The organism is Thiorhodococcus fuscus (assembly GCF_042682685.1).
GTDB lineage: Bacteria > Pseudomonadota > Gammaproteobacteria > Chromatiales > Chromatiaceae > Imhoffiella > Imhoffiella fuscus.
Genome location: NZ_JBHUHX010000036.1, coordinates 1 through 24,240, shown reverse-complemented (window position 1 = coordinate 24,240; position 24,240 = coordinate 1). Strand labels below are relative to the sequence as shown.

Genomic DNA, 24,240 nt, shown 5'->3' with positions numbered 1-24,240 from the left:
CTCAAGGGTTAAGATTGCCCGTTCGCCGAGTTCACCCGGTTTCACGCCTCAATCTGGCCACCCTACCGACGAGTGTCCCATGCCCGATCCGAACCGCATCGCCTGCTTTTTTTCCACCTCCGGTCACAGCGGCGTGGACCGCGCGGCTCGGCATCTGATTCCGGCACTCGCAGGGCGTGGCTATCGGGTCGATCTGCTCAAGGTGCGTCGGCACGGTCCGGTCCTGGATACGATCCCTGACGGTGTCCGGGTGATCGATTTGGGATCGCGCCATACTCTGGCCTGTCTCCCGGCGGTGGCGCGCTATCTAAGACGTTATCGGCCGGCGGCCATGCTCTCTGACAAGGATCGGGTGAATCGGGTCGCCCTCTTCGCCCGTCTGTTGGCGCGGGTGCCGACGCGTCTGGTGCTGCGCTCGGGGACCACGATCTCGATCGATCTGGCGAGCCGGAGCGCTTTGGAGCGCTGGGTTCAGCGCTGGTCGATGGGACGCCTCTACCCCTTCGCGGATCAGGTCATCGTTGCTAGCGAGGGCGTGGCGGACGACATGGCCGCCTATACGGGGCTATCGCACTTGCGCATCCGTGTAGTTCCGCCCCCGGTGGTGCCGGCCAGTCTGTTCGAGGCGCGCCAGCCGATTCCGGATCACCCCTGGTTCGGGCAGCCGGGCTCTCCGCTGATCCTGAGCGCGGGCGAATTGTGCAGCCGCAAGGACTTCGAGACCTTGCTCCGGGCCTTTGCGCGTCTGCGGGCCGACCGCCCCTGCCGGCTGATGATCCTCGGCAAGGGAGCCGCGCGCGAGCGTCTGCTGGTCCTGGCCGAGCAGCTCGGGGTCGCGCAGGATTTCGATCTGCCCGGCTATGTGCCCAATCCCTACGCCTACATGGCCCACGCCGATCTCTTCGCCTTTACCTCGCGCTGGGAGGGGCTGGGATTCGTGTTGATCGAGGCGCTTGCGGTCGGTACGCCCGTGGTCTCCACCGATTGCCCGAGCGGCCCGGACGAGATCCTGGGGTCGGGACGCTATGGTCCATTGGTTGCGGTGGGTGACGACGCGGGTTTGGCTGTGGCGATGGCGGAGACCCTGGATGCCCCGCTCGAAGCGGATTTTCTGCGTCAGGCCGCGCGTCCCTATGAGATCGAGGCGAGTGCGGACGCCTATCTGGATGCCATGGGGCTGCCGCACCGATGGCGGTCTTCGCCGTGAGGAGCGGGAATGACCGATTGCTGAACGCGAGAACGGGGCCAATGGCCCCGTCGAGAATGCGTTGATTGGGATCCGAAGGATGTCTTGCGGACCGGTTGCGCCGGCTCGCGTCAGGTATCAGGATCCGCCGCGCAGGGCGTAGGGGATCAGCGGAACCAGGCAGATGGCAAGCGCCAGCCAGAATGCCCGGCGTTCATTGGTACGCACTGTTTCCTGGGTCATGTCGGTCACCTCGTTTCTTGGCTTCACTGTAGTGGTTGCTGGGTTGGTTTCGAGACGGTGTCTCGGATCCTCAGGCACCGCCGCCGCGCAGGGCGTAGGGGATCAGCGGGACCAGACAGATGGCGAGCGCCAGCCAGAATGCCCGGCGTTCGTTGGTACGCACTGTTTCCTGGGTCATATCGATCACCTTGATTGTCGGATGTTGCAAGGAATGGTCGAACAAAAACTGTTCATCATACCTCTCGCCCTTCAAGATTGGCGTCCGTTCGACCGCTTACGGTCATCAAGATAGATGCATCTGCGGAAACGTCAATGAATACCATGTTCAATAGATGGGCGTTTCGCAGCTTTTTGCTGCGGAAATGAGGTGACAGGGGAGGACGAAGCCCCGGTTATGATCGGCTGGTAGCTGGCAACCGCCTCAACCCCCAACCATTCGCCGGATGCGTTGCGCGAGGTTGTCGAGGGATGCGGGCGAGTAGTCGCGCCAGTGGGCACGGACGAAGGCGTGGAAATAAAGATAGCGCAGATACTGCCGAACCAGCTCCCGATCCGGGGGTAGGGTCAGTGCCTGGGTCAGCCGGCTGGCGAGTTGGTCGCGCTCGGTCACCGGATGGACCAACCCCTCGCGCACATAGAAGTTGTTGCCGAGCGTGACGACCGGCTTGTCGAAGATGAGTCCCTCGATTCCAACCGTGGAGTTGATGGTCACGACACACTCGGCCCGCTGGAGAATGGTCCGAACGTCGCCGCCGCCGACCCAGATCAGGTCGGGGAAGGCCCGAGCCAGCGGGTCGTAGTCGGTTTTGTCCAGGTCGGCCGGATGGAGTTTGACGACCAACTTCAGGTGAGGGGCGACGCTGGCGAGTGCCTCTCTGACGTCGGCGATGGCCTGGTCGAGCCGGTTGGCGTAGATGGGCGAATGGATGGTGAGCTGGCTGTCGCTGCGAACCTGGAGCGGGAAGAAGACGAAACGCTCGGGCAGCGATGGGATCGCGCGCGGGATCAGCCGGTTGGCCTGGATCCGGGGATCGCGCTCGCCCCAATCGTTCCACGCCTGGATCAGATAGGCGAGTGGCGAGGGGCGCACCCGACCGCCCGGCGGTGGGCTCCGACGTGGCGGCCGACCGGCGCGGTAGTCGGCGAGCAGGGTCTCGAATTCCTGAGTCTGTTCCTGGCTGTAGATCTGCGCACGGATTTCGTCCAGATCCAGCTCGCATCCGATCGAGGCGAAGGCGTTGACCCCCTCGGGATCGATCTGGAGCGTATTCGGCAGATAACCGTTCTCGGCGAAGAGCCGAGGGATGCCGCGTCGGCGCGCCAGTTGGTCGGCGATGGCGGCGCTCAGGCCCGAGCCGTTCCAAAGGAAGATGCCTGCCGGCTCGATCTGGTCGAGGAAGGCGTCGATTGCGCCTGCCAGTTGGAAGAGGGCGGGTGACTGGCGTTCGACCAGCGCCCGGTCGTCCGTTTTGCGCAGCCGCGCGAGCAGCGCCTTGGTATCCAGCTCCGGGGGTGGCTGGTCCGTGCGTGCCGAGCCCGATCGCGGCAGAACCTCTTGGCCGAGCCGGCGCAGCAGGCTGCGGCTCTTGACTCGGGTCGAGAAGAAGACCGCTCGGTGCGTCGGGGCCAGCCGTTCGCCGACCGCCGCGAGGAATTGAACCAGGTTGGGGCCGGGCTCGATGAAGGCGATGGGCTTGGACGTCATGAGGGCTGTCCGCTCGCTCGGGGTTTCAGGTTCATCGCCAGCAGCCAGCAGGTCAGCAAGACGAAATAGCCGGCGGTGAAGCGCATCAGCAGGATGGAGTCGGTCAGCGAGTATTGCATGAAGCTCAGGATGAGGAGCACGCCGGCATAGCCCAGCGCGCGCTCGGACATCTCGGCACCCAGGATGGCGTTGCGGATGAAGAAGGCGAGCGGAACCAGATAGAGGAGCAGGAGCGATCCCAGTCCGAGCAGACCGCGTGTCGCCAATGCATGGATATAGTCGTTGTGGGCATGGGTGTGTCCGTTGCCGTGGTCGAACTCGACGATCGCCTGCGAGATGCGCCCTTCATCGGCGGCCTGCTTGAAATAGGCGTTGAGCTGTCCGACGCCGATTCCGATCAACGGATGTCCTTCATAGGCTTGCCAGGCGACGCGCCACATCTCGAAGCGCTCGCCGAGCGAGTTGCCGGCCTCGACGTTCGCCCCCGGCCGATAGTCGCGAATCTCGCTCACCGCCGCGCCGAAGCGCTCGCGGATCTGGTCCGACTGCGCCATGAGACCGACGCCCACCAGCACGAGACCCAGCAGTCCGAACAGGATGGCGCGGCGTCTCTTCGGGTAGCTGTGGATCAGGTGCAGCCCGATGACGAGCAGCCCTGTCGGCAGGACCACCCAGGCCCCGCGCGTGCCCGAGACCAGGCTTGCATAGAGACCGAGTCCGGCCGCGATCAGAAAGAGGATCGTCCAGATATGTCGACGTCCCTGGAAGGTGCTGGCCCCGAGCAGACAGAGCACGGCGCTCAGGGTCGCAATATCGCCGAAGGGGATCGGCTTGCCCTTGCTGCCGCCCGCGCGATAGACCAGGCCGGTGGCCTGCTCGTAGGCATGGGCGAAGGTGGGCATCTCCCAGAGCGCATAGATCCCCGAGAGTGCGGAGGTCATGGCCACGGCCACCCAGAACCAGGCGGGGCGCGGACGCACCTGGACCAAGAAGGGAAGCATCAGGGCGGCGGCGAGGAAGTAGACGAAGTTCTCCAGTCGGTCGACCGCATCCGGATTGAAGCCGATCCGCCCGGCCGAGATGACGGCAGCCATGGCATAGAGGAGGAAAACGCCGACCAGGACACGGGTTGATCCGTCGGCACCGATGCCGCGTCCGGATCTCAGCCGCAGCACCCACCAGAGGAGGCTGAACAACATGATCCCGTGGAGGATCGGGCCATGCAGCTGGTAGTAGGCCGCTGTGATCGTTGCGGCGCTAGCCGCGAGCAGTGCCGGGGTTAGGCGGAGGATGCGCTGTTCCACATCGATCCGCGCCAGAAAAGCCGGAAGCTTTGCCACCTGTGTCACCCCAGTGAAGACTGTCGGTTGTCGAGCGGGCGGGTATGATGCTGGGTCTTTCGGCGAAAAGGCCGGTCGTTCCGCCTCGGGTCGTTGGCCCGCGATCCTATCATGTCGCCGTGTAGGATTCGGGGAGATCGCGAGCGCGACTTGCCGTCGGCATGGGCCAGTAACGCTGGTTTATACTGCCGATCATTCTTTCCGATCTCTTCCGGTCGTGCCGCCCCGTGAGACCTCGATCGCCACGCCAGATGCGACCCGCATGAATTCCATCCTCATCGTTCGACTCAGCGCCATCGGGGACATCGTCTTCGCCTCGCCATTGATCGCGGCCCTGAGACGCAAATGGCCGCAGGCGCGGATCACCTGGCTGGTGCAGCCCGAATGCGTGGCCCTGCTCGACCAGCATCCCGACCTGGACGAGGTGATCGTCTGTCCACTGCGCCGATGGCAGCAGCTCTTGCGCGAGCGCCGCTTCGGCGAACTCTGGAACTGCATTCTGACTCTGCGCGAGAATCTGACCGCCCGCGATTTCGACCTGGCCCTCGATCTCCAGGGGCTGCTCAAGAGCGGCCTGCTGGCGTGGCTCTCGGGCGCGCGGGAACGCATTGGACTCGGTTCGCGCGAGGGCAGTCAGTGGCTCATGACCCGCCGCCTGCCACGCGGCGGCGACCCTGAGCGAATCGGCTCCGAGTATCTCTATCTGGCCGACCAGCTCGGGCTGCCGACCGACGATTTCCGTATGGCCGTCCACTACGCCCCCTCGGACGCGGCCTTCGCGGAGGAGACGATCGAGCGCGAGGGGCTCGGTGGCGGTTATGCCGTCTTCTGCCCCTTCACCACCCGGCCGCAGAAGCATTGGATCGAGGACCGGTGGGCACGGCTTGCGCCGCGCATCCGCGCCGAGCTGGGCCTGACCCCGGTGCTGCTCGGCGGGCCGGCCGATCAGGCCGCAGCCCACCGCATCACCGATGCCGCCGAGGCGCATCTGGTCGATCTCACCGGTCAGACCAGTCTCACCGAGGCGGCCGCCATGATCGACCGGGCCGATCTGCTGATCGCCGTGGATACCGGGCTCGGCCATATGGGCATCGCCTTCGGCACCCCGAGCCTGCTGCTGTTCGGTTCCACCTGTCCCTACACCGACACGACGCGGGACAACGCCAAGGTGCTCTATCACGCGCAGCCCTGTTCGCCCTGTAAGCGTCGCCCGACCTGCGAGGGTCGTTTCGACTGCATGCGTGCCATCAGCACCGACGAGATCATCGAGCGCGCGCGTCAGGTACTGCGGGTGGACCGGTGAGGATTCTTCACGTCGAGGGCGGGCGCCATCTCTACGGCGGCTCATTTCAGGTGCTGCATCTGCTGCGCGGGCTGGCCGCGCGCGGACATGAGAATCTGCTCGCCTGCCCGCGCGGCTGCGCGCTCGCCTCGGCTGCCGAGCCGGTCGCCGAGGTGCACGACATGCCCATGCACGGCGACGTCGATCCGCTGATGACGGCTCGGCTCCATCGTTTGATTCGAGCCTCTCGACCGGACCTGGTCCATCTGCACAGCCGTATCGGCGCGGACGTCATGGGTGGACTGGCGGCGCGCCTGGCCCGCGTTCCGGTGATCCATACCCGACGGGTCGACAACCCCGAGCCGCGCTGGCTGGTCGCGCTCAAATACCGCCTGCACGACCGGGTGATCGCCATCTCCGAGGGCATCGGCCGGGTCCTGGTCGGCGAGGGGCTTCCGCCCGCCAAGCTGCGTCTGGCGCGCAGCGCGGTCGATTTCGAGAGCTATGCCCGGCCCTGCGATCGGTCCCTGGTCGCCGAGCGGCTCGGCGTCGAGCCGGATGCCCTGTTGATCGGCGTGGTTGCCCAGCTGATTCAGCGCAAGGGGCACGCCGTTCTGCTCGATGCGCTGCCGCCGCTGCTCGACGCCCATCCCGATCTGCGGGTCGTCTTCCTCGGCCAGGGTCCCTTGGCCGATCCGCTGCGCGAGCGCATCGCCCGCGAAGGTTTGGCCGAACGGGTCATCCTGGCCGGATTCCGCGACGACCTGGACGTGCTGCTGCCCTGTTTCGACCTCATCGTGCATCCGGCCCTGATGGAGGGGCTCGGCGTCTCGCTCCTTCAGGCCGCGAGCGCCGGGGTTCCCATCGTCGCGAGCCGCGCCGGGGGTATCCCCGAGGCGGTTCGGCATGGCGAGAATGGTCTGCTGGTCCCGCCGGGCGATTCGGCCGCGCTGGGCGAGGCCATCGGCAGCCTGCTGTCCGGCCCGGAGCGTCGCCGAGAACTGGGCGACGCGGGCCGCGCCCTCATGGTGCGCGAGTTCTCCATCGACGCCATGGTCGAGGCCAACCTGGCCGTCTATCGCGAGCTGGTGTGATGGACTGAACGGCTGGGCGCGTTCTGTGCCCTGTGCGGTTCAGAGATTCTGTGAAGGATTGATCCCCATGTCCGAACCCAAGACCCTACAGATGGTGGCCAGCAAGGAACTCGGCGGTGCCGAGCGCTGGTTCATCCGTTTTGCCGCCGCGCTTGCCGAGCGTGGCGCGCCGGCCGAGTTGGCGTTTCGCGCCGGGAGCGCGCTGGACGGGCTCGATTTCGGATCCCTGCCGCTGCATCGCCTGCCCTTCCGTACCACCTGGGATCCCTGGTCGCGCCATGCGGTGAGTCGGCTGATCCGCCAGATCCGGCCCGACATCGTTCAGACCTACATGGGACGCGCGACCCGGCTCACCCATCTGCCCGAGCGCGGCGGGCCGGTGCATGTCTCGCGGCTCGGCGGCTATTACGCGCTGGATCCCTACCGTCACGCCCATGCCTGGATCGGCAACACCAAGGGGCTGTGCGACTGGATGGTCCGCAATGGACTGCCGGCCGAGCGGGTCCACCACATCTACAACTTCGCCGATCCGGCGTGCCCGGTGCCGTCCGAGCGGGGCGCCGAGTGTCGCGCCGCCCATGGCGTGCCCGAGGATGCCTGGGTGCTGGTCACGCTCGGTCGGCTGGTTCCGGTGAAGGGACATCGCTATCTGATCGAGGCCATGTCGCGTTTGCCCGCGACCATCGCCGGACGTCCGCTCTGTCTGCTTATGGTCGGCGACGGTCCGCTCGGCCCCGAGCTGCAACGGCAGGCGGAACAGCTCGGTCAGCAGGGACGTATTCTCTGGACCGGCTGGCAGCGTGATCCCTCGCCCTATCTGCAGATGGCCGACCTGGTCGTCTTTCCCTCGCTCGACGCCGAAACCCTGGGCAACGTCATCCTGGAAGCCTGGGCCTGGGAGCGCCCGCTGGTCACGGCCAGTTTCCGAGGCGCGCGCGAGCTGGCCCGTCACGGCGAGGACGCCTGGTGCGTACCCTGCGAGGACGCGATCGCGTTGGCACAGGGCATCGAGCAGACACTGTCGGATTCCTCTCTGATGCGTGCGATGACGGAACGTGGTCGCGATCGGGTCGAGCGCGAGTTCGGCCGCGAGGCCATCATGGCGCGTTACGCCGAACTCTATCGGTCCCTGGCGGGCTGAGCCGTACCTTTCCGCGAGGGTGCCCTGGCCCCGGATTAGGTGCTCGCTTCAGCCGGGCTACGGAACGGACGGCGCCCGAATTCACCGTCCGTTCCGGTGGTTGCGCTTACGCATTGTGTTTGTCAATGATTATGCAACAACCCATTTGGGAGATTGCGGGCTGCCTTGGGGGGGGGTGTAGCATGGCGGGCTATGTGACTCTTCCGTGAACAGCGTGAAATCATGATCATAGGACTGGATGTCGGCGGTACCCATACGGATGCCGTCTTGCTCGACTGCCGGGGAGTGGTCGAACGGGCCAAGGTTTCGACCGACGAGACCGATCTGTTCCGCTCCGTGCTGGCTGGACTCGATCTCATCTTGGAGGGAACGGATCCGGGCTGCATCACGCGCATCGTGCTCAGCACGACGCTTACCACCAACGCCATCGTCCGCAATCGGGTGGAGCCCGTCGGCATGATCGTCTGCTCCGGGCCTGGTTTGGATCCCGAGGTCCATCGCACCGGGCCGGATTATCACGTCGTCGCCGGGGCCATCGATCATCGCGGACGCGAGATCCGGTCGGTCGACCCAGACGAGATCGCGGCGATCGCCGCCGGATTTCGCGAGCGCGGTATCCGCCAGGTGGCCGTGGTCGGCAAATTCTCCTGCCGCAATCCGGCGCACGAGATGCGCATCGCCGAGCTGGTCGAGCCCTATGTCGAGCGTGTCTTCATGGGGCATCGAACCTCGGGGCACCTCAGCTTTCCGCGCCGCATCGCCACCACCTTCCTCAACGCCTCGGTCTATCCGATCCACCGTGCCTTCTTCGAGGCGGTGGGCGGCGCGCTGCGCGAGAAGGACCTGAGCGCCCCGGTTCACATCATGAAGGCCGACGGCGGCACCATGAGCCTGGAGGCCTCCATCGAGGCGCCCGGTCAGACCGTGCTCTCGGGGCCGGCGGCCAGCATCATGGGCGCCATCCCGGCCGCCCCGGCCGAGGAGGACGTGGTGGTGCTCGATATCGGCGGGACCACCACCGACATCGCCATCCTGGTCGGCGGCGTTCCGCTGCTGCAGCCGGTCGGCATCGCCTTCGGACGCTTCAAGACCCTGATCCGCTCGTTGCAGACCAGTTCGATCGGAATCGGTGGCGACAGCCACATTCAGGTCGGCGATGGCCAGTTGGCGATCGGTCCCGACCGCTGCGGTCCGCCGCGCGCCTTCGGCGGCCCCGAGGTCACGCCGACCGACGCCTTCGTGGCCCTCGGCGCGCTGAATGCAGGCGACGCTGCGCGGGCCACCGCCGGAGTCACCGAGATCGGCCAGAGGCTCGGTCTGGATGAGCATGCAGCCGCTCAGACCATCATCGAGACCGCCTGCGATCGCATTCTGGCGGCCGTCGATGAGATGGTGGAGCAGGTCAACGCCCAGCCCGTCTACACCATTCACGAGATGCTGGAGGGCTACCGCATCCGTCCGACGCGTCTCCTGGTGCTCGGCGGGCCGGCCGAGCATTTCGCGCCCTATCTGGCCGCGCGGTCGAGCATGAAGGTGTCGCTGGTGCCGGACTGGGGTGTGGCCAACGCCATCGGTGCCGCCATGGCTCGCACCACCTGCGAGGTCAGCCTGGTGGCCGATACCGAGCGCGGTCTGGTCAGCATCTCGAACAGCGACGCCCAGTGGCGCTGCGACCGTCACTACACGCGGATCGATGCATTGCGTCAGGCGAGCGAGGCCCTGCGCAACCTGGCCATCGACTCCGGTGCGGACGACGAGGACATGGATCTGGAACTGACCGAGGACATCCAGTTCAACATCGTCAACGGCTTCTCCACGACCGGGCGCAATATCCGGGTGAGTCTTCAGATCAAGCCGGGGCTCATCCACGGCTATCGGCTCCCTGGCTCGGCGTCCAGCCGCCTATTCCGGAGCGAAGGATGTTGAAGGCACCCCACAAGACCGGCCTGGTCTTCTTTCCGGCCTTCGATTGGGCCATCAGTCCGACCCATCCCGAGCGTGAGGAACGCCTGCTCTATACGCAGGATCAGGTGTTCGAGGAAGGCATCCTCGACATCGAGGGCATCGTCGAGCTCAGACCGGAGCTGGCGACCATTGAGGACGTGCAGCGCGTGCACTTCTGCGTGCCGGACGTCGAGTCGGCGATGACCGAATCGCACTTCATCAGCGCCGGTGGGGCCATGACCATCGGTCGCGCGGTGCTCGACGGCGAGATCGAGCGCGGCTTCGCCCTAGTCCGCCCGCCCGGCCATCACGCCATGCGCATGGTCCGGGGCGGCCGCGGCTTCTGCCAGGTCAACAACGAGGCCATTATGATCGAGGCGCTGCGCCAGCGTTACGGCATCCGCAAGGTCGCGATCATCGATACGGACTGCCATCACGGCGACGGTACCCAGGACATCTACTGGCACGATCCGGACACGCTCTTCATCTCGCTGCATCAGGACGGACGCACCCTCTATCCCGGACTGGGCTTTCCCGAGGAGCAGGGCGGACCCAACGCCCTGGGCACGACGATCAACATCCCGCTGCCGCCCAACACCTCGGACGCGGGCTATCTGGAGATCGTTCGCGACACGGTGCTGCCGATCCTGGAGGAGTTCGAGCCCGAGCTGATCGTCAACTCTGCCGGTCAGGACAACCACTATTCCGACCCCCTGACCAACATGAACTTCACGGCTCAGGGCTATGCCGAGTTGACGGCCCTGCTCAAACCTCACATCGCCGTGCTGGAAGGGGGCTATTCGATTGAGGGCGCGCTGCCTTACGTCAACATGGGCATCATCCTGTCCATGGCTGGAGTGGATTACAGCCATGTGATCGAGCCCGACCTCTGCCCAGAATCCATCGCCCAGCCGCCCGAAGTTACCGACTATGTGCGCCGTCTGGGCGAAATCACCCGGCGCAACTGGAGCGAGCGCCACGAGCGGCGCGCGGCTCTGCGCGCGAACGGCCAGACGATTCTGCGCCGTAGCCGCCAGGTCCAATACGACACCTCGGGCATCCTGGAGCGCCAGGAAGAGGCGATCCGTCTGTGCGATGACTGCGGCGGTGCGCTCCGCATCGAGTCGGTCACCGACCAGGGCGCTCCGGTGCTCGCCATCCATATCCCGCCGCACGCCTGCGACGCTTGCTGCCAAACCGGACGCGACTGGTTCGAACAGGGCAAGAAGGGCGATTTCGAACAGGTCTTCCTCCAGGATCGCCCCAACGACCGCTTCGAGGTCGCCTGACATCCAGTGATAACGCGCCTCGTCATCTTCAGAAGCCCCCGCAATCAGCGCATGGCCTCAAGTCCTGGACCGAGCCGGGTTGCGTCGCCCCGATAATGGGCCGCGAGATTTGCGGAATCTGCCGAGGTTTTCCCGGCATGAGGAGTCGACCGACCAGGGAGAGGAAGAGTCAGGGCTAGTCTCGGCGCGTGGCGTTAGGCGGCCTCATTTTGACGAATGATATTGTCGGTAATATCATCTAGCTGATGAACACCGCCACCAAACTGCTCGATGCGATGCGTCGCCACTCGCTGGATTGGCGCATCGAGCAGCTTCAGACAGTGGCGCGGCAGCATGGCATTGAATGGAGACAGGAGGGCTCCAGCCATTGCGTTTTCATCCGCCCGGACGGTAAGACGCTGCCTGTTCCTGCACATCGCCCGATCAAGCCGATCTATGTCAAAAAGTTTGTGGCCTTGGTGGTGGGAGATTAACCGATGCGAAACCTGGACGATTACCCCTTCGAGATTCGCCCACTGAAGGCCAGCGAGGGCGGTGGATACCTGATCTCTTACCCGGATTTTTCCGAGTGCATCTCCGATGGCGAGACCATTGAGGAGGCGATCCTTCATGGTCGTGACGCGCTGGCAGCCACCGTTGAGACGTTGGTGGCAAAGGGCTTTGCAGTGCCCGCGCCCAATAGCGGCGGCGTCGCCTCGGGGAAGTTCGTCGCTCGAGTCCCCAAGATGATCCATGCCCAGCTCGCCAGTCGCGCGAAGTCTGAGGGGGTCTCCCTCAATACGCTGGTGCTGACCTTCATTGCGGAGGGGCTGGGGCGGCGCGAGCACCGGGTTTAAGTCCCGCCATCATGTCATCAAAGGTCCACGTCGAATCCGCTGAGCGGCTGGTCGCTTGGCGTTAGGATCGCATCGCGCACCTGCGCCTCACATCCGCCCCCCACGCATCCCATCGGCGCTGCGCAGTCTGGGGGGCTTCTGCCGCTATCAGGCATGAGCGGATCAAACGATGATCAAGGCTAAGCTCTGCTTGAGACCCGTGCTAGCGGCTACCGACATGGACGGCCGGAAGGTTTGGTCATTCGCCGCGAATCGTCGGAGTGGTGCGAGGTGAGAGCCAAGTTGGTTCGAGCCGAATTGACCCAGACGATTGGCGAGCACTGGCGTCGCCGGGTGATGAAGTGGAACCGGGTTCAGAGGCGTGAGGGATACGAGCGATGACCCCGTTTAAACTTCGAGGCTTGGGCGTATACATCAACCAGCGCCACGCGCGGAGACCTGGGGCTGGCATGCCCAGATAGACAAAATCTTGGAAGCGTAAGGGGCCTTGATATGAAGAATCCGGCTTTTCTCACCCGCGTGGTCCTGCGCAACTACAAGAGCATCGGCAACTGCGATGTGCGTTTGCAGCCGTTGACCTATCTGGTCGGCGCGAATGGATCGGGCAAGAGCAATTTCCTCGATGCCCTCCACCTGGTGCGCGATGCGCTGAGCAGCTCGTTGGACAATGCGCTGAACGAGCGTGGCGGTCTCGCCGAAGTGCGTCGTCGATCGAGCGGTCATCCAACCCATTTCGGTATTCGGCTGGAGTTTGCGTTACCCGATGGGACGCCGGGGTACTATGCCTTCAATATCGGTGCGCTGAAGGGCGGTGGTTATGAGGTCCAGACCGAAGAGTGCGCCATCGCTGGCCTTGGCAAAGGCCCTTTCTACAAGGTCGAGCGGGGCAAGACGACCGCGACGAGCGAAACAACCTTCCCGGCAGTCACGGCTGACCGCTTGGCTCTAGTTTCCGTCTCGGGTCTGACCGCGTTTCGACCCTTGTTCGATGCGTTGACGTCGATGGGGTTCTACAACCTCAATCCGAAGCTGATGCGCGAGTTGCAGAAACCGCAGGACGGACGCCTGCTCAAACCGGTCGGCGAGAATATCGCCAGCGTCATCGGTCACCTGGAGCGGACCGCACCAGCGCAGATGGCAGTCATCCAGGAGTATCTGCAGACCGTCGTCCCCATGGTGCATGGCGTTGAACGGAAGCCGATCGGTCCGATGGAGACCTTGGAGTTTCGTCAGGAGGTGGCTGGTGCGAATCATCCTTGGCGATTTTTCGCGCAGAGCATGTCCGATGGCACCCTGAGGGCCTTAGGTGTACTGACGGCGCTGTTCCAAGGCAACCGGGACTACGCACCGACATTAGTGGGCATCGAGGAGCCGGAAACGGCACTCCATCCCGCCGCAAGCGCAGCCTTGCGCGAGGCATTGACGAGGGCGTCCGAGCACACGCAGATCATTGTCACCAGCCACAGCCCCGACCTGCTGGATGATCGCGCTCTGAGTGCGGAGTCACTGTTGGCGGTGGTGTCCGAGGGAGGCGAGACGCGCATTGCGTCAATCGACGAGGCATCGCGCGCGGCCATGCGTGATCATCTCTTTTCGGCGGGTGAGTTGTTACGGTTGAATCAGTTGGCGCCCGATCCAGCGGAGCTTGCCGCCCAAGCGCAACATCAGTCTGACTTGTTCGGCGAGGGTGAGGGCGAGCGATGAGCATCGTCGTCGCGATCGTCGAGGGGCATGGCGAAGTCGCCGCATTGCCCATCCTGCTGCGTCGGCTTGGCGAATGGCAAACGCCTGGAACATTCGTGCAGGCACCGCCGCCGATTCGTGTGCATCGTGACCGATTTCTCAACCGCGAGGACGAATTCCGACGGCATCTGTTGCTGGCGGCGGCAAAGTGTGGCGATTCAGGCTGGATACTGATCCTGCTGGATGCGGACGATGATTGCCCGGCGGAACTGGGGACGACGATTCTGCAACGGGCGCGGGACTGTGTTCCCCATCATCGCATCTCGGTTGTGTTGGCGAACCGCGAGTATGAAGCCTGGTTCATTGCCGCGGCCAAATCCCTTGACGGTCATCGCGGTTTTGCTTGCGACCCAGATACCAGCGTTGACGCGGAAACGCCGCGCGATGCCAAGGGATGGATGCGCGAGCGGATGGCGAGCGGGAGCTATCGCGAGACGACGGATCAGCCGGCCTTTTCGGCACTGATCGATTTACAGCAGGCATTCGACGGTAGCCGCTCCTTCCGCAAACTCTGCACTGAATGGCTCGGACAGGTGCAATCGGGAACTGAATCCGCCTGATCGCCCGGCTCGACAGGCCTCCCCCATGAACTCCCTAGAGCGCGCCCTGATCGAAAAAGCCGGCAACGACCACGGCGTTGAATACATCCTGCCCGTTGCGGATCAAGACGTTATCTCGCAGCCCAATCAGGTCGCGTTGGATTTCGAGGCAACACTTCATGCCGAACTCGCCCAACTTCCCAGCGCGCTCAGAGGCACCGAGGTCGAGCGACTCGGGCGTCAGCGCATCGGACAACAGGTCTTTCGCCAGGCCATGCTCGACTATTAGGGCAATGCCTGCGCCGTCACCGGCATCGCGCTCCCCGAGGTACTGCGTGCCAGCCACGCCAAACCCTGGGCTGACTGCGCGACTGATGCCGAGCGTCTGGCTGTCTTCAATGGCTTCTTGCTCAGCGCCAATCTGGATGCCCTGTTCGACCACTTTCTGGTCACGTTCAACGCGGATGGGGAACTGCTGATCGCGCCCAGGATTTCCGAGCAAGCGCGCGAACGGCTTGGCTTGAAAGATCCCCTGCGCCTGCGTTGGCTGGCCGACGAGCATTCGCCCTATCTGCAATTTCACCGAGAGCGATTCGCAGCGAGCGTCCATGCCTCCGTGTCTTGATGCTTGTGCTGAGACCGAAGTGGGCGCAGAGGTCATCGGCTTGCACGGACGGGGTTTGACTGGGGTCGAACAGGAAGTTGACCCGCCCCAGCGCATAGATGATCCCTCAGGCCCAAGTCCTGGATTTTCCGCAGAGCAGGGGCGAAGGCCGTTTTCTGCATCTCTACAAGTTGCGGAGACCTGTTTAGCACTCTATCTTTGATGCCTTTAAAAGCACGTTTAGATTGCTATGACGCATCGAATCCTGGCCGAAACAACTGCGAGCATCTCCGAACTGAAACGCAACCCCATGGGCACGGTGGCTGCGGGCGCCGGTCTCCCAGTCGCGGTCCTCAACCGCAACGAGCCGGCCTTTTATTGCGTACCGGCAGAGGCCTACGAGGCACTCATGGACCGTCTCGAAGACCTTGAGCTGAATGCCATCGCCGACGCTCGCCTTGGTGACGGGAAGGCGTTGATCAAGGTCTCGCTTGATGAGCTATGAATTGCTGTTTCATCCTGACGCCAGGGATGAGTGGGGAAGGCTGGACAGGACCGTCAGAGAGCAGTTCAAGAAGAAGCTGGCGGAGCGTTTGGAAGAGCCTCACATCCCGGCCTCAAGGCTCTCTGGGCGGCAAAACCGTTACAAGATCAAACTGAGGACGGCCGGATATCGGCTCGTCTACGAAGTACGGGACGATCAGTTGATCGTTCTGGTCATTGCCCTTGGCAAGCGCGAGCGGAGCGCGGTCTACAAGGCGGCTGCCAAGCGATAGCCTCTCAATGTTCGGCAATCGTGAGTGACGGCTTCATTTGGCGGAACTGTCGCAGATCCAGTCGGCTCTACTGACCGGAATTCGCGTAACGCAAACGTCTCGAAAACATGGCGATGAGGTGTAGACACGAATTCAGTCGCACTTCAGGCGTTAGCGATGCGCATGAATCCGCACCCACCTTGCGTGCTCCACCCCTTGCTCGATAAAGTCTGGAAGGCATATTATTAATCCTTTTACATCAGTAGTGATGTTTGAAACGTGATTACTGCCTCGCAAATTCGGGCGGCGCGCGCGTTGCTCGGTATCGATCAGCGTCAGCTCGCCGAGGCGGCGGGTCTTTCCCTGCCCACCATTCAGCGCATGGAGGCGAGCCAGGGTCAGGTGCGCGGCAATGTCGATTCGCTGGTCAAGTTGGTCGATGCGTTCGAACGGGCCGGGTTGGAGTTGATCGGGGAGGGCGCGGTCAGCTCCAGCGGCGGACGCGGTGTGCGTCTAAAGGCCGCGCCGGGGACGGGCGAGCCCTCATGAGCCTCTCTTTCGCCCTGCTGCTGGCCGGTCTGGCGGTGGTGCTGGCCTTGGGGTCCTCCGGCGTTGCGCTCTTCGCTGGCCGCGAGCCTCGGGTCCTGCGTGCCGCGGCCATGCCGCTACTGGGGCTGGCCGGGGTGGCCGCGACGCTCGCCGGACTGTTCGCCTTGCTCGGTGATGGCAGCGCCTCGACCACCTTGCCGCTCGGTTTGCCCTGGATGCCCTGGCACCTGCGGGTGGACGCGCTCTCCGGATTCTTCCTGCTGGTGATCGGGCTGGTCACCTGCGCGGTCGGACTCTACGGCCCCTCCTACGTGCGCGGCTTCGAAAGCGGTCGGGATTCGCTCATCGCGCTCGGCGGTTTCACTGGGCTCTTTCTTGCCGGCATGCTGCTGGTGGTGCTGGCCGACGACGCCTTCCTCTTCATGGTGGCCTGGGAGCTCATGTCCCTGTCCTCCTATTTCCTGGTCGCCTTCCAGCACGAGAACGCCGCCAACCGGCGCGCAGCCTTCCTCTATCTCTTGATGGCCCATATCGGCGGGCTCGCCATCCTGCTCGGGTTCGGGGTGCTGGCGGCCTTCGGGCACGGCTTCGATTTCGACGCCATGCGCGCGGCCGAACTCTCGCCGCTGTGGGCGAGCCTGGCCTTCGCTCTGGCCTTCCTCGGCTTCGGCATGAAGGCGGGTCTGGTTCCGCTGCACGCCTGGCTGCCGGAGGCCCATCCGGTCGCGCCCTCGCACATCTCGGCGCTCATGTCGGGCGTCATGCTCAAGGTCGCGGTCTACGGCTTCATCCGGGTCGTCTACGACCTCGTCGGCCAGGTCCAGTGGCAGTGGGGCGTGGTGCTGCTGGCGGTCGGCAGCGTCTCGGCGCTCATGGGGGTGCTCTTCGCCCTGATGCAGACCGACCTCAAGCGGCTGCTGGCCTATTCCTCGGTCGAGAACCTGGGCATCATCTTCATCGCCCTGGGGCTGGGGCTGTTGTTCCAGGGCACGGATCATCCGACCCTGGCGGCCCTGGCCTTCGTCGCCGCCCTCTATCACGTGATCAACCACGCCCTCTTCAAAGGGCTGCTGTTCCTGGGCGCCGGGGCCATCCAGCACAGCGCCCACGAGCGCGACCTGGAGCAGATGGGCGGTCTGCTGCGGCGCATGCCCTGGACCGGCTATTTCTTCCTCGTCGGCTGCGTTTCCATCTCGGCGCTGCCGCCCTTCAACGGCTTCGTCTCCGAGTGGCTGACCTTCCAGGCGGCGCTCCAGGCCTGGCAGCTGGAGAGCGGCGTGCTGCGTAGCCTCATCCCCATCGCCTCGGCGGTGCTGGCCCTGACCGGCGCGCTGGTGGCGGCCACCTTCGTCAAGGTCTACGGGGTGGCCTTCCTCGGCCAGGCGCGCTCGCGCCACGTCCGCCGGGCGCGGCCGGTGCCGCACGGGATGCGCGCCGGGCTGGGTCTGCTGGCCGCGCTCTGTCTGCTGTTCGGGGTGCTGCCGACCCAGATCATCGCCCTCATCGACCCGGTCGCCGAGCTGATGGTCGGCAGCGGCGTGCCCCAGGCCGGCGCCCAGGGCTGGCTGTGGCTGACGCCCATCGCGCCCGAGACGGCGAGCTACAGCGCACCCTTCTCGGTCCTGCTGCTCGCCCTGATCGCGGGATTCGCCATCTGGTGGTTCCGGCGCGGCACCGTCCGGCGCATCCGCCGCTGCGATCCCTGGGACTGCGGCTTCGCCCCGCCCGATCCGCACATGCAATACACGGCGACCTCCTTCGCCCAGCCGATCCGGCGCGTCTTCGCCCTGCTGTTCGAGATCGAGGAGTCGCGGCCGCCCTTCGAGGATGCCGCGCCGCGCTATCGGCTGCGGATCGGCGACCGCGCCTGGGGGCTGATCTACCAGCCGGTGGCGCGCGCGGTCGAGTCGGCCTCGCGGCGCGTGGTGCGGCTGCAGTCGGGCAACGTCCGCGTCTATCTGGGCTGGACCCTGGCCACGCTGCTGGTGCTGCTATGGATCATCTCCTGATGTTCGCCCGTTTCGGAGGAGGCGTCTGATGTCCGCCTGGCTCGTCGCACTGCTGCAGGCCCTGCTCTATCCGGCCCTGGCCCCGCTGCTGGTCGGCTGGGTGCGCAAGGTCAAGGCGCGGTTGCAGAACCGTCGCGGGGCCTCGGTGTTCCAGCCCTATGCCGATCTGCGCAAGCTGCTGGTCAAGGAGACCCGAGTCGCCCACACCGCCTCCGAGCTGTTCCGGATCGCGCCCTACATCGTCTTCGTCGCCACCTGGCTGGCGGCCGCGACCGTGCCTCTGGTGGCGCTCGACCTGCCGATCGCGGCGGTGGCCGACATCATCGTGCTGGTCGGTCTGCTGGCCCTGGCCCGATTCTTCCTCGCCCTGGCCGGGATGGACGCGGGCACCGCCTTCGGCGGCATGGGCGCCTCGCGCGAGATGCTGGTCTCGGCCCTGGCCGAGCCGGCCATGCTGATGGCGGTCTTCACCCTGGCCATGACCGCCCACAGCACCAGTCTGCAGAGCGTCATGGCGCATCACCTGGCCGACGGCTTCCTGCTGCGTCCCTCCTATCTCTTCGCCTTCGGAGCGCTGGTCCTGGTGGCCCTGGCCGAATGCGGCCGCATCCCGGTCGACAATCCCTCGACCCACCTGGAGCTGACCATGATCCACGAGGCCATGCTGCTCGAGTACAGCGGCCGTCATCTGGCGCTCATGGAGTGGGCGGCCCAGATCAAGCTGCTGCTCTACGGGGTGCTGATCGTCAATGTCTTCTTCCCCTGGGGCGTGGGGGCGAGCTTCGGCGTCCTGGCGCTCGGCTCGGGTCTGGCCGTGGTGCTGCTCAAGCTGCTGGTGCTGGGCGCGCTGCTGGCGGCGGGCGAGACGGTCCTGGCCAAGATGCGTCTGTTCCGCGTGCCCGGCTTCCTCAACCTGGCCCTGCTGCTGGCCCTGCTGGGTCTGCTGAGCCACGTCATCCTGGAGGTGGGCGCATGAGCCTGACGCTCCTGACCCTGCTGCAGCAGTTCGTGCTGCTGCTGGCGGCACTGGCGCTCTTCCTGTCCTTCGTGCTGCTGTCCCAGACCCGGCTGATCGCGGCCATCCGCGTCTTCGCCTGGCAGGGCGCGCTGGTGGCGGCGGTGACCCTGACGGTCGCGCTCGCCGGACACGCGCACCATCTCTATTTCTCGGCGGCCCTGACCCTGGCGCTCAAGGCGCTGCTCATCCCCGCGATGCTGCACCGCATGACCCGGCGTCTGGGTCTGGAGCGTCAGAGCGAGACCCTGAGCCGTCCGGCGCTGGTCATCATGGCCGCCGTGGTGCTGGTGATCTTCAGCTATTGGCTGGTCGAGCCCATGGTCGAGCACGGGTTGGCCTTCACCCGCAACATCATCGCGGTGAGCCTGGCGGTGGTGCTGATCGGTCTGCTGATGATGGTCTTCCGCCAGCAGGCGGTGGCCCAGGTGCTGGGATTCATGTCGATGGAGAACGGTCTCTTCCTCGCCGCCGTCTCGGCCACCGCCGGCATGCCCCTGGTGGTCGAACTGGGCGTCGCCTTCGACGTCCTGGTCGCCATGGTCCTGTTCGGCGTCTTCTTCTTCCAGATCCGCGAGAGCATCGACTCGCTCGACGTCGACCGGCTCAATCGGCTGACGGAGACGGCCGAGGAGGGCGGGGAATGAGGATCGAACCGCAAAGGCGCAAAGTGCGCAAAGGTTCTTGTTGCCGGGATTGCGGATCGGTCGCCCTGACCCTGTCCTTCTTCGCGTCCTTTGCGCCTTTGCGGTTCAATTCGGAGAGTTCGACGTGGAAGCCCTGTTTCTGACCCTGCTGACGCCACTGGTCGGCGGTCTGGTCCTCATCCTCATGCGCTCGCCCGGCCCAGCCGGGTGGCTGAATCTGGGCGTGTCGGCTCTCACGCTGATCGGGTCGCTGGGGCTGGCCTGGTCGGTCTGGCACCTGGGATCGGTGGCCGGGATGGGTTTCCGGGTCGATGCCTTCAACGTCTATCTGGTGGTGCTGACCGCCTTCGTGGGGCTGACCACGGGCATCTTCTCGCGGCCCTACATGCGTCACGTCCAGGCGAGCGGGCGGATCAGTGCTTGGAGTCTGCGCGTCTATCACGGCATGTATCAGGCCTTCATGCTGACCATGCTGGTGGCCCTGACGACGGACAACCTGGGCGTGCTCTGGGTGGCGGTCGAGGGTGCGACCCTGGCGACCGTGCTGCTGGTGTCGCTCTACCGCACGCCCGAGGCGGTCGAGGCGGCCTGGAAGTATTTCATCCTCTGCGGTGTGGGCATCGCTCTGGCGCTGTTCGGGACCGTGCTGACCTATTTCGCCGCCCAGCACGTGATGGCGGATCCGGGCACGGGGCTGACCTGGAGCGCGCTCTACGAGCGCTCGCACGACCTGGACCCGACCGTGATGCGCATCGCCTTCGTCTTCCTGCTGGTCGGCTACGGGACCAAGGTGGGTCTGGTGCCCATGCACCAGTGGCTGCCGGACGCCCATTCGGAGGGTCCGACGCCCATGTCGGCGGTGCTCTCGGGTCTGCTGCTGAACGTGGCGCTCTATGCCGTGGTAAGGCTCAAGATGCTGGTCGACGGATCCCTGGCCGAGACCGCGACTCCGCACCTGGCCGGCGCCCTGCTGATGGGATTCGGTCTGGTCTCCTTCCTGGTCGCCGGGCTCTTCCTGCACCGCCAGCGCGACATCAAGCGCATGTTCAGCTATTCCTCGATCGAGCACATGGGGCTCATGACCTTCGCCTTCGGTCTGGGCGGACCGCTCGCCACCTTCGGCGCGCTGCTGCACATGCTGGTGCATTCGCTGACCAAGTCGGCCATCTTCATCACCGTGGGGCACGCGACCCATGTCGCCGGCACCCAGTCGATCGACCGCATCCGCGGGCTGATCCGCACCCAGCCGGCCATCGGCTGGTCGCTGCTGTTCGGCGTGGTCGCCATCGCCGGCTTTCCGCCGTTCGGGGTCTTCACCAGCGAGTTCCTGCTGCTGACCGCCACCATGCAGTCCCAGCCCTGGTTCACGGTGGTGCTGCTGAGCGGTCTGGCGGTCGCCTTCGCCGGGCTCTTCCGCCATCTGCATCCCATGGTCTACGGCGTTCCGCCCGAGGGCCAGCGTCCGGTCGAGGCCAACATGCTGCCGGTCTACTTCCATCTGGGGCTGGTGCTCTGGCTGGGTCTGGCGATCCCGGACGTGCTGTCCGCCTGGCTGGACCGGGCGACCCAGCTCATCACCGGGGGACATTTGCTGTGAGCGAGACCCAGAACCGCTTCGAGTGGCTGTCCGAATATCTGGTTCGGCCGGCCTACGGCTGGGCCGGCGAGCGCGATGCGGATCCCGACGTCCTGGCGCCGGCCCGCCGTTTCCTCTTGGACCCCGAGGCATGGGGGATGGCGGCGCGTCTGGCGGCCTCCATGGGGCTGCGCCACGCCGGGCTCTGGGCCGATCCGCTCGATGCCGAGGGCGAGGCGGGCGTGATGCGGGTCCAGGCCTGCCTGGAGCTCGAGGGCGACTATCTGGTATTGGAGACCCAGGTCCCGCTCGACCGGCCGACGATCGACTCGCACACCCCCACCTATCCCGGTCTCGACCGTCTCGAGCGTCATGCCCATGACCTGACCGGGCTGAACTTCACCGGTCACCCCGACGCACGCCGATGGACCCGTCACCAGGCCTGGCCCGAGGACCGTTTCCCGCTGCGGCGGGATTTCCCGCTGGGCGGCGAGCGCTCGGCCCGCACCCCGGCGGACGCCGACTATCCCTTCGTGCGGGTCCAGGGGGCCGGGGTCTACGAGATCCCGGTCGGTCCGGTGCATGCCGGCATCATCGAGCCGGGCCATTTCCGCTTCCAGGCCATGGGCGAGGAGGTGCTGCGTCTGGAGCAGCGGCTCGGCTACGTCCACAAGGGCATCGAGAAGCTGGCGGTGGGGCGGGATCCGTCCGGTCTGGCCCGGCTCGCCGGCCGCGTCTCGGGCGACTCGACCCTCGCCCACGCCTGGGCCGCCTGTCAGGCGATGGAGCGCGCCGCCGGCTGCGAGGTTCCGCCACGCGCGCTCTTCCTGCGCGCACTCATGGCCGAGCGCGAGCGCATCGCCAACCATCTGGGCGACATCGGCGCCATCTGCAACGACGTCGGCTTCGCCTTCGCCCTGGCCCAGTGCGGCCGGCTGCGCGAGCAGTGGCAGCGGCGCAGCCATGCACTCTTCGGCCATCGCTTCATGATGGACGGGGTGATTCCGGGCGGCGTCGCCTGCGACCTGACGGCAGAGGGCTTCCAGCAGCTGCGTCTCGACCACGCGGCGCTGCACAAGGTCATCGAGCCGCTGTTCGACGTCATCCAGGACCATCCGTCGCTCGACGACCGTCTCATGCGCACCGGCATCCTGTCCGCCGAGGACGCCCGGGCGCTCGGTTGCACCGGCTACGTCGGCAAGGCCAGCGGCCAGTCCTTCGACGTCCGCCGCGACAGCCCCTACGCACCCTACGACCAGCTGCGGGTCGAGGTCCCGGCCGAGACGGCCGGCGACGTCTCCGCCCGCGTCGCCGTGCGCATCGCCGAGGTCCGCGCCAGCCTCTGGATGCTCGACCGCCTCCTCGACGCCCTGCCCGAGGGCGAGATCGCCGCCCCCTTCACCCCACCGCCATCCGGCACCATGGGCCTCGGAATCATCGACGGCTGGCGCGGCGAGATCATCGCCTTCGTCCGCTTCGGCACCGACGGCCGAATTGCACGATACTTCCCCCGCGACCCCAGCTGGTTCACCTGGCCCGCACTGGAGCGGCTCATTCTCGGGAATATCGTTCCTGACTTTCCTGTGTGTAATAAGTCGGTGAATGGGGCTTATTCGGGAGGGGATTTGTAGAGGCGAGTTATGATGTGTGTACTGGGATTGGGGGGGATAGAACGAGAGACTGGTAAGCTAGTGGTTCATTTTACCTTGAGTATAGTTGGGAATAATAAATGTCTGAAGCGAAGGTTTCTTTCGAGTATGGCATCAAGGATGCGGAAGATTTGCTTGATCATTTTGATTCGATTAACACTAAGCCTCCGCCTGAAAATGCTGAGGTTTTGAAACGTGCTGGTTTAGTAATGGCATTGACAGCTTGGGAAACTTACGTCGAAGATCGAGTGACAGAAGATTTGGCTAAAAAGCTGAGTGCTGTTTCTGGAAGTTATGCAGGTAATTTTATCGAAAATCGGTTGCGGCTAGAGCTGAAGCAGTTTAACACTCCAAGTGCAGATAAAACGAAGAAACTATTCCTCGATTATCTTGATATTGATGTGACTCAAGGATGGAAGTGGGCGAATACCGATCCTGGAAAAGCGAAGAAAAATTTAAATGAATGGATCTCGAAGCGTGGCGATGCTGTTCACCGATCTAAGCCCGTCAGTAATGGCTCGCCACTTCCACATCTGATCAAGAGGGATGAGCTGGTAAAAGCAATTCGTTTCATTAAAGATTTAGTGAACGCGACGGAAGTATATCTCAATGAAAATATTTAAAAATCAACTTAATTTTTCGGCTGAATTATACTTTTTTAAGTAAAATCAAAGTCGAATCTTGCAATTAAGCGCTAGCGTTATTGTTGGATTCAGGTTTCTATGGCTGCGTTGTGGGTAAAATGTTCCACACGATTTGTCAGAGTCAGTAAACCTCACATGCACATCGGGGATGTCTTTTGAAAGGTCCAAGTCCTAACGATAAAGAACCTATGAAGGGATTTCCTCAAGTAGGATATTTGAAGAACTTCATTTCTTCTGAAAACATTGTTGTTGGTGACTATACCTACTACGATGATCCTGAAGGCCCCGCCCGATTTGAGAGCAATGTTCTTTATCATTTTCCATTTATTGGAGATAAGCTTTTAATAGGGAAATTCTGCGCCATTGCGAAAGATGTTAAGTTTATTGTCCGAAGCAGGGTTAAAACCACCGCCTTTAGGCGGTCAGATTTATCTTTGAAGCCTTTTGCAA

22 protein-coding genes and 2 pseudogenes are annotated in these 24,240 nt (G+C 64.3%); 21 read left to right on the top strand and 3 right to left on the bottom strand.

Features of this window, described 5'->3' with window-relative positions:
* Window positions 1-79: 79 nt before the first annotated feature.
* Window positions 80-1,207 carry a glycosyltransferase gene (locus tag ACFSJC_RS12930; RefSeq protein ID WP_386027316.1) on the top strand — a complete coding sequence of 376 codons (1,128 nt, stop codon included), beginning with the start codon at window positions 80-82 and terminating at the stop codon, window positions 1,205-1,207.
* Between the two features lie 643 nt (window positions 1,208-1,850).
* Here ACFSJC_RS12930 and ACFSJC_RS12925 read toward each other — a convergent pair.
* Window positions 1,851-3,134, bottom strand: a complete 1,284-nt coding sequence (locus ACFSJC_RS12925; RefSeq protein WP_386027315.1) for a capsular polysaccharide export protein, LipB/KpsS family — start codon at window positions 3,132-3,134, stop codon at window positions 1,851-1,853.
* On the bottom strand, window positions 3,131-4,474 hold the full coding sequence (locus ACFSJC_RS12920; protein WP_386027314.1) for an O-antigen ligase family protein: 1,344 nt from the start codon (window positions 4,472-4,474) through the stop codon (window positions 3,131-3,133). Before ACFSJC_RS12920 ends, ACFSJC_RS12925 begins: the two co-directional genes overlap by 4 nt.
* Before the next feature lie 262 nt (window positions 4,475-4,736).
* On the opposite strand from ACFSJC_RS12920, the gene ACFSJC_RS12915 reads away from it, so the two are divergent.
* From ACFSJC_RS12915 to ACFSJC_RS12870, 10 genes and pseudogenes are all read left to right on the top strand, one after another.
* Entirely contained in the window at window positions 4,737-5,777 is a 1,041-nt protein-coding gene (locus ACFSJC_RS12915; RefSeq protein ID WP_386027313.1) for a glycosyltransferase family 9 protein, read from the top strand.
* Window positions 5,774-6,850, top strand: coding sequence for a glycosyltransferase (locus ACFSJC_RS12910; RefSeq protein ID WP_386027312.1), 1,077 nt, complete (start codon window positions 5,774-5,776; stop codon window positions 6,848-6,850). Before ACFSJC_RS12915 ends, ACFSJC_RS12910 begins: the two co-directional genes overlap by 4 nt.
* Window positions 6,851-6,917: 67 nt before the next feature.
* Window positions 6,918-7,991 carry a glycosyltransferase gene (locus ACFSJC_RS12905; protein WP_386027311.1) on the top strand — a complete coding sequence of 358 codons (1,074 nt, stop codon included), beginning with the start codon at window positions 6,918-6,920 and terminating at the stop codon, window positions 7,989-7,991.
* Window positions 7,992-8,213: 222 nt separating this feature from the next.
* Window positions 8,214-9,917, top strand: coding sequence for a hydantoinase/oxoprolinase family protein (locus ACFSJC_RS12900; protein WP_386027310.1), 1,704 nt, complete (start codon window positions 8,214-8,216; stop codon window positions 9,915-9,917).
* Window positions 9,911-11,224 carry a histone deacetylase family protein gene (locus ACFSJC_RS12895; RefSeq protein ID WP_386027309.1) on the top strand — a complete coding sequence of 438 codons (1,314 nt, stop codon included), beginning with the start codon at window positions 9,911-9,913 and terminating at the stop codon, window positions 11,222-11,224. Before ACFSJC_RS12900 ends, ACFSJC_RS12895 begins: the two co-directional genes overlap by 7 nt.
* A 245-nt stretch (window positions 11,225-11,469) precedes the next feature.
* Window positions 11,470-11,697: a type II toxin-antitoxin system HicA family toxin gene (locus tag ACFSJC_RS12890; protein ID WP_386027308.1), complete on the top strand. Its 228-nt coding sequence runs from the start codon at window positions 11,470-11,472 to the stop codon at window positions 11,695-11,697.
* Window positions 11,698-11,700: 3 nt separating this feature from the next.
* Entirely contained in the window at window positions 11,701-12,060 is a 360-nt protein-coding gene (locus ACFSJC_RS12885) for a toxin-antitoxin system HicB family antitoxin (protein WP_386027306.1), read from the top strand.
* A 492-nt stretch (window positions 12,061-12,552) separates the two neighbouring features.
* Complete coding sequence (locus ACFSJC_RS12880; protein ID WP_386027305.1) at window positions 12,553-13,764, top strand: AAA family ATPase; 1,212 nt, start codon at window positions 12,553-12,555, stop codon at window positions 13,762-13,764.
* A complete protein-coding gene (locus ACFSJC_RS12875; RefSeq protein WP_386027303.1) occupies window positions 13,761-14,363 on the top strand; it encodes a DUF4276 family protein in 603 nt (200 codons plus the stop codon). Before ACFSJC_RS12880 ends, ACFSJC_RS12875 begins: the two co-directional genes overlap by 4 nt.
* Before the next feature lie 292 nt (window positions 14,364-14,655).
* Window positions 14,656-14,742, top strand: a pseudogene (locus ACFSJC_RS12870) (hypothetical protein); the annotation flags it as partial.
* 55 nt (window positions 14,743-14,797) lie between these two features.
* Here ACFSJC_RS12870 and ACFSJC_RS12865 read toward each other — a convergent pair.
* Window positions 14,798-15,067: a DUF6398 domain-containing protein gene (locus ACFSJC_RS12865; RefSeq protein WP_386027418.1), complete on the bottom strand. Its 270-nt coding sequence runs from the start codon at window positions 15,065-15,067 to the stop codon at window positions 14,798-14,800.
* Window positions 15,068-15,196: 129 nt separating this feature from the next.
* Here ACFSJC_RS12865 and ACFSJC_RS12860 point away from each other — a divergent pair, with 129 nt between their 5' ends.
* The 10 genes and pseudogenes from ACFSJC_RS12860 to ACFSJC_RS12815 all read left to right on the top strand — a co-directional run.
* The gene (locus ACFSJC_RS12860) at window positions 15,197-15,451 is read left to right on the top strand and encodes a type II toxin-antitoxin system Phd/YefM family antitoxin (protein ID WP_386027302.1); all 255 of its coding nucleotides are present in this window, start codon (window positions 15,197-15,199) and stop codon (window positions 15,449-15,451) included.
* Window positions 15,441-15,722 carry a type II toxin-antitoxin system RelE family toxin gene (locus ACFSJC_RS12855; protein ID WP_386027301.1) on the top strand — a complete coding sequence of 94 codons (282 nt, stop codon included), beginning with the start codon at window positions 15,441-15,443 and terminating at the stop codon, window positions 15,720-15,722. Before ACFSJC_RS12860 ends, ACFSJC_RS12855 begins: the two co-directional genes overlap by 11 nt.
* 258 nt (window positions 15,723-15,980) lie before the next feature.
* The gene (locus tag ACFSJC_RS12850) at window positions 15,981-16,250 is read left to right on the top strand and encodes a helix-turn-helix domain-containing protein (RefSeq protein WP_386027300.1); all 270 of its coding nucleotides are present in this window, start codon (window positions 15,981-15,983) and stop codon (window positions 16,248-16,250) included.
* A complete protein-coding gene (gene hyfB / locus ACFSJC_RS12845; RefSeq protein WP_386027298.1) occupies window positions 16,247-18,259 on the top strand; it encodes a hydrogenase 4 subunit B in 2,013 nt (670 codons plus the stop codon). The genes ACFSJC_RS12850 and hyfB overlap by 4 nt, the downstream gene beginning before the upstream one ends.
* Before the next feature lie 28 nt (window positions 18,260-18,287).
* Complete coding sequence (locus ACFSJC_RS12840; protein WP_386027296.1) at window positions 18,288-19,235, top strand: respiratory chain complex I subunit 1 family protein; 948 nt, start codon at window positions 18,288-18,290, stop codon at window positions 19,233-19,235.
* The gene (locus ACFSJC_RS12835; RefSeq protein WP_386027294.1) at window positions 19,232-19,921 is read left to right on the top strand and encodes a formate hydrogenlyase; all 690 of its coding nucleotides are present in this window, start codon (window positions 19,232-19,234) and stop codon (window positions 19,919-19,921) included. The genes ACFSJC_RS12840 and ACFSJC_RS12835 overlap by 4 nt, the downstream gene beginning before the upstream one ends.
* A gap of 124 nt (window positions 19,922-20,045) precedes the next feature.
* The gene (locus tag ACFSJC_RS12830; RefSeq protein ID WP_386027293.1) at window positions 20,046-21,518 is read left to right on the top strand and encodes a hydrogenase 4 subunit F; all 1,473 of its coding nucleotides are present in this window, start codon (window positions 20,046-20,048) and stop codon (window positions 21,516-21,518) included.
* The gene (locus ACFSJC_RS12825) at window positions 21,515-23,128 is read left to right on the top strand and encodes a hydrogenase large subunit (protein WP_386027292.1); all 1,614 of its coding nucleotides are present in this window, start codon (window positions 21,515-21,517) and stop codon (window positions 23,126-23,128) included. The genes ACFSJC_RS12830 and ACFSJC_RS12825 overlap by 4 nt, the downstream gene beginning before the upstream one ends.
* A gap of 98 nt (window positions 23,129-23,226) precedes the next feature.
* Window positions 23,227-23,769, top strand: a complete 543-nt coding sequence (locus ACFSJC_RS12820; protein ID WP_386027290.1) for a HEPN domain-containing protein — start codon at window positions 23,227-23,229, stop codon at window positions 23,767-23,769.
* A 209-nt stretch (window positions 23,770-23,978) separates the two neighbouring features.
* Window positions 23,979-24,240: pseudogene (locus ACFSJC_RS12815) on the top strand (chloramphenicol acetyltransferase); the annotation flags it as partial.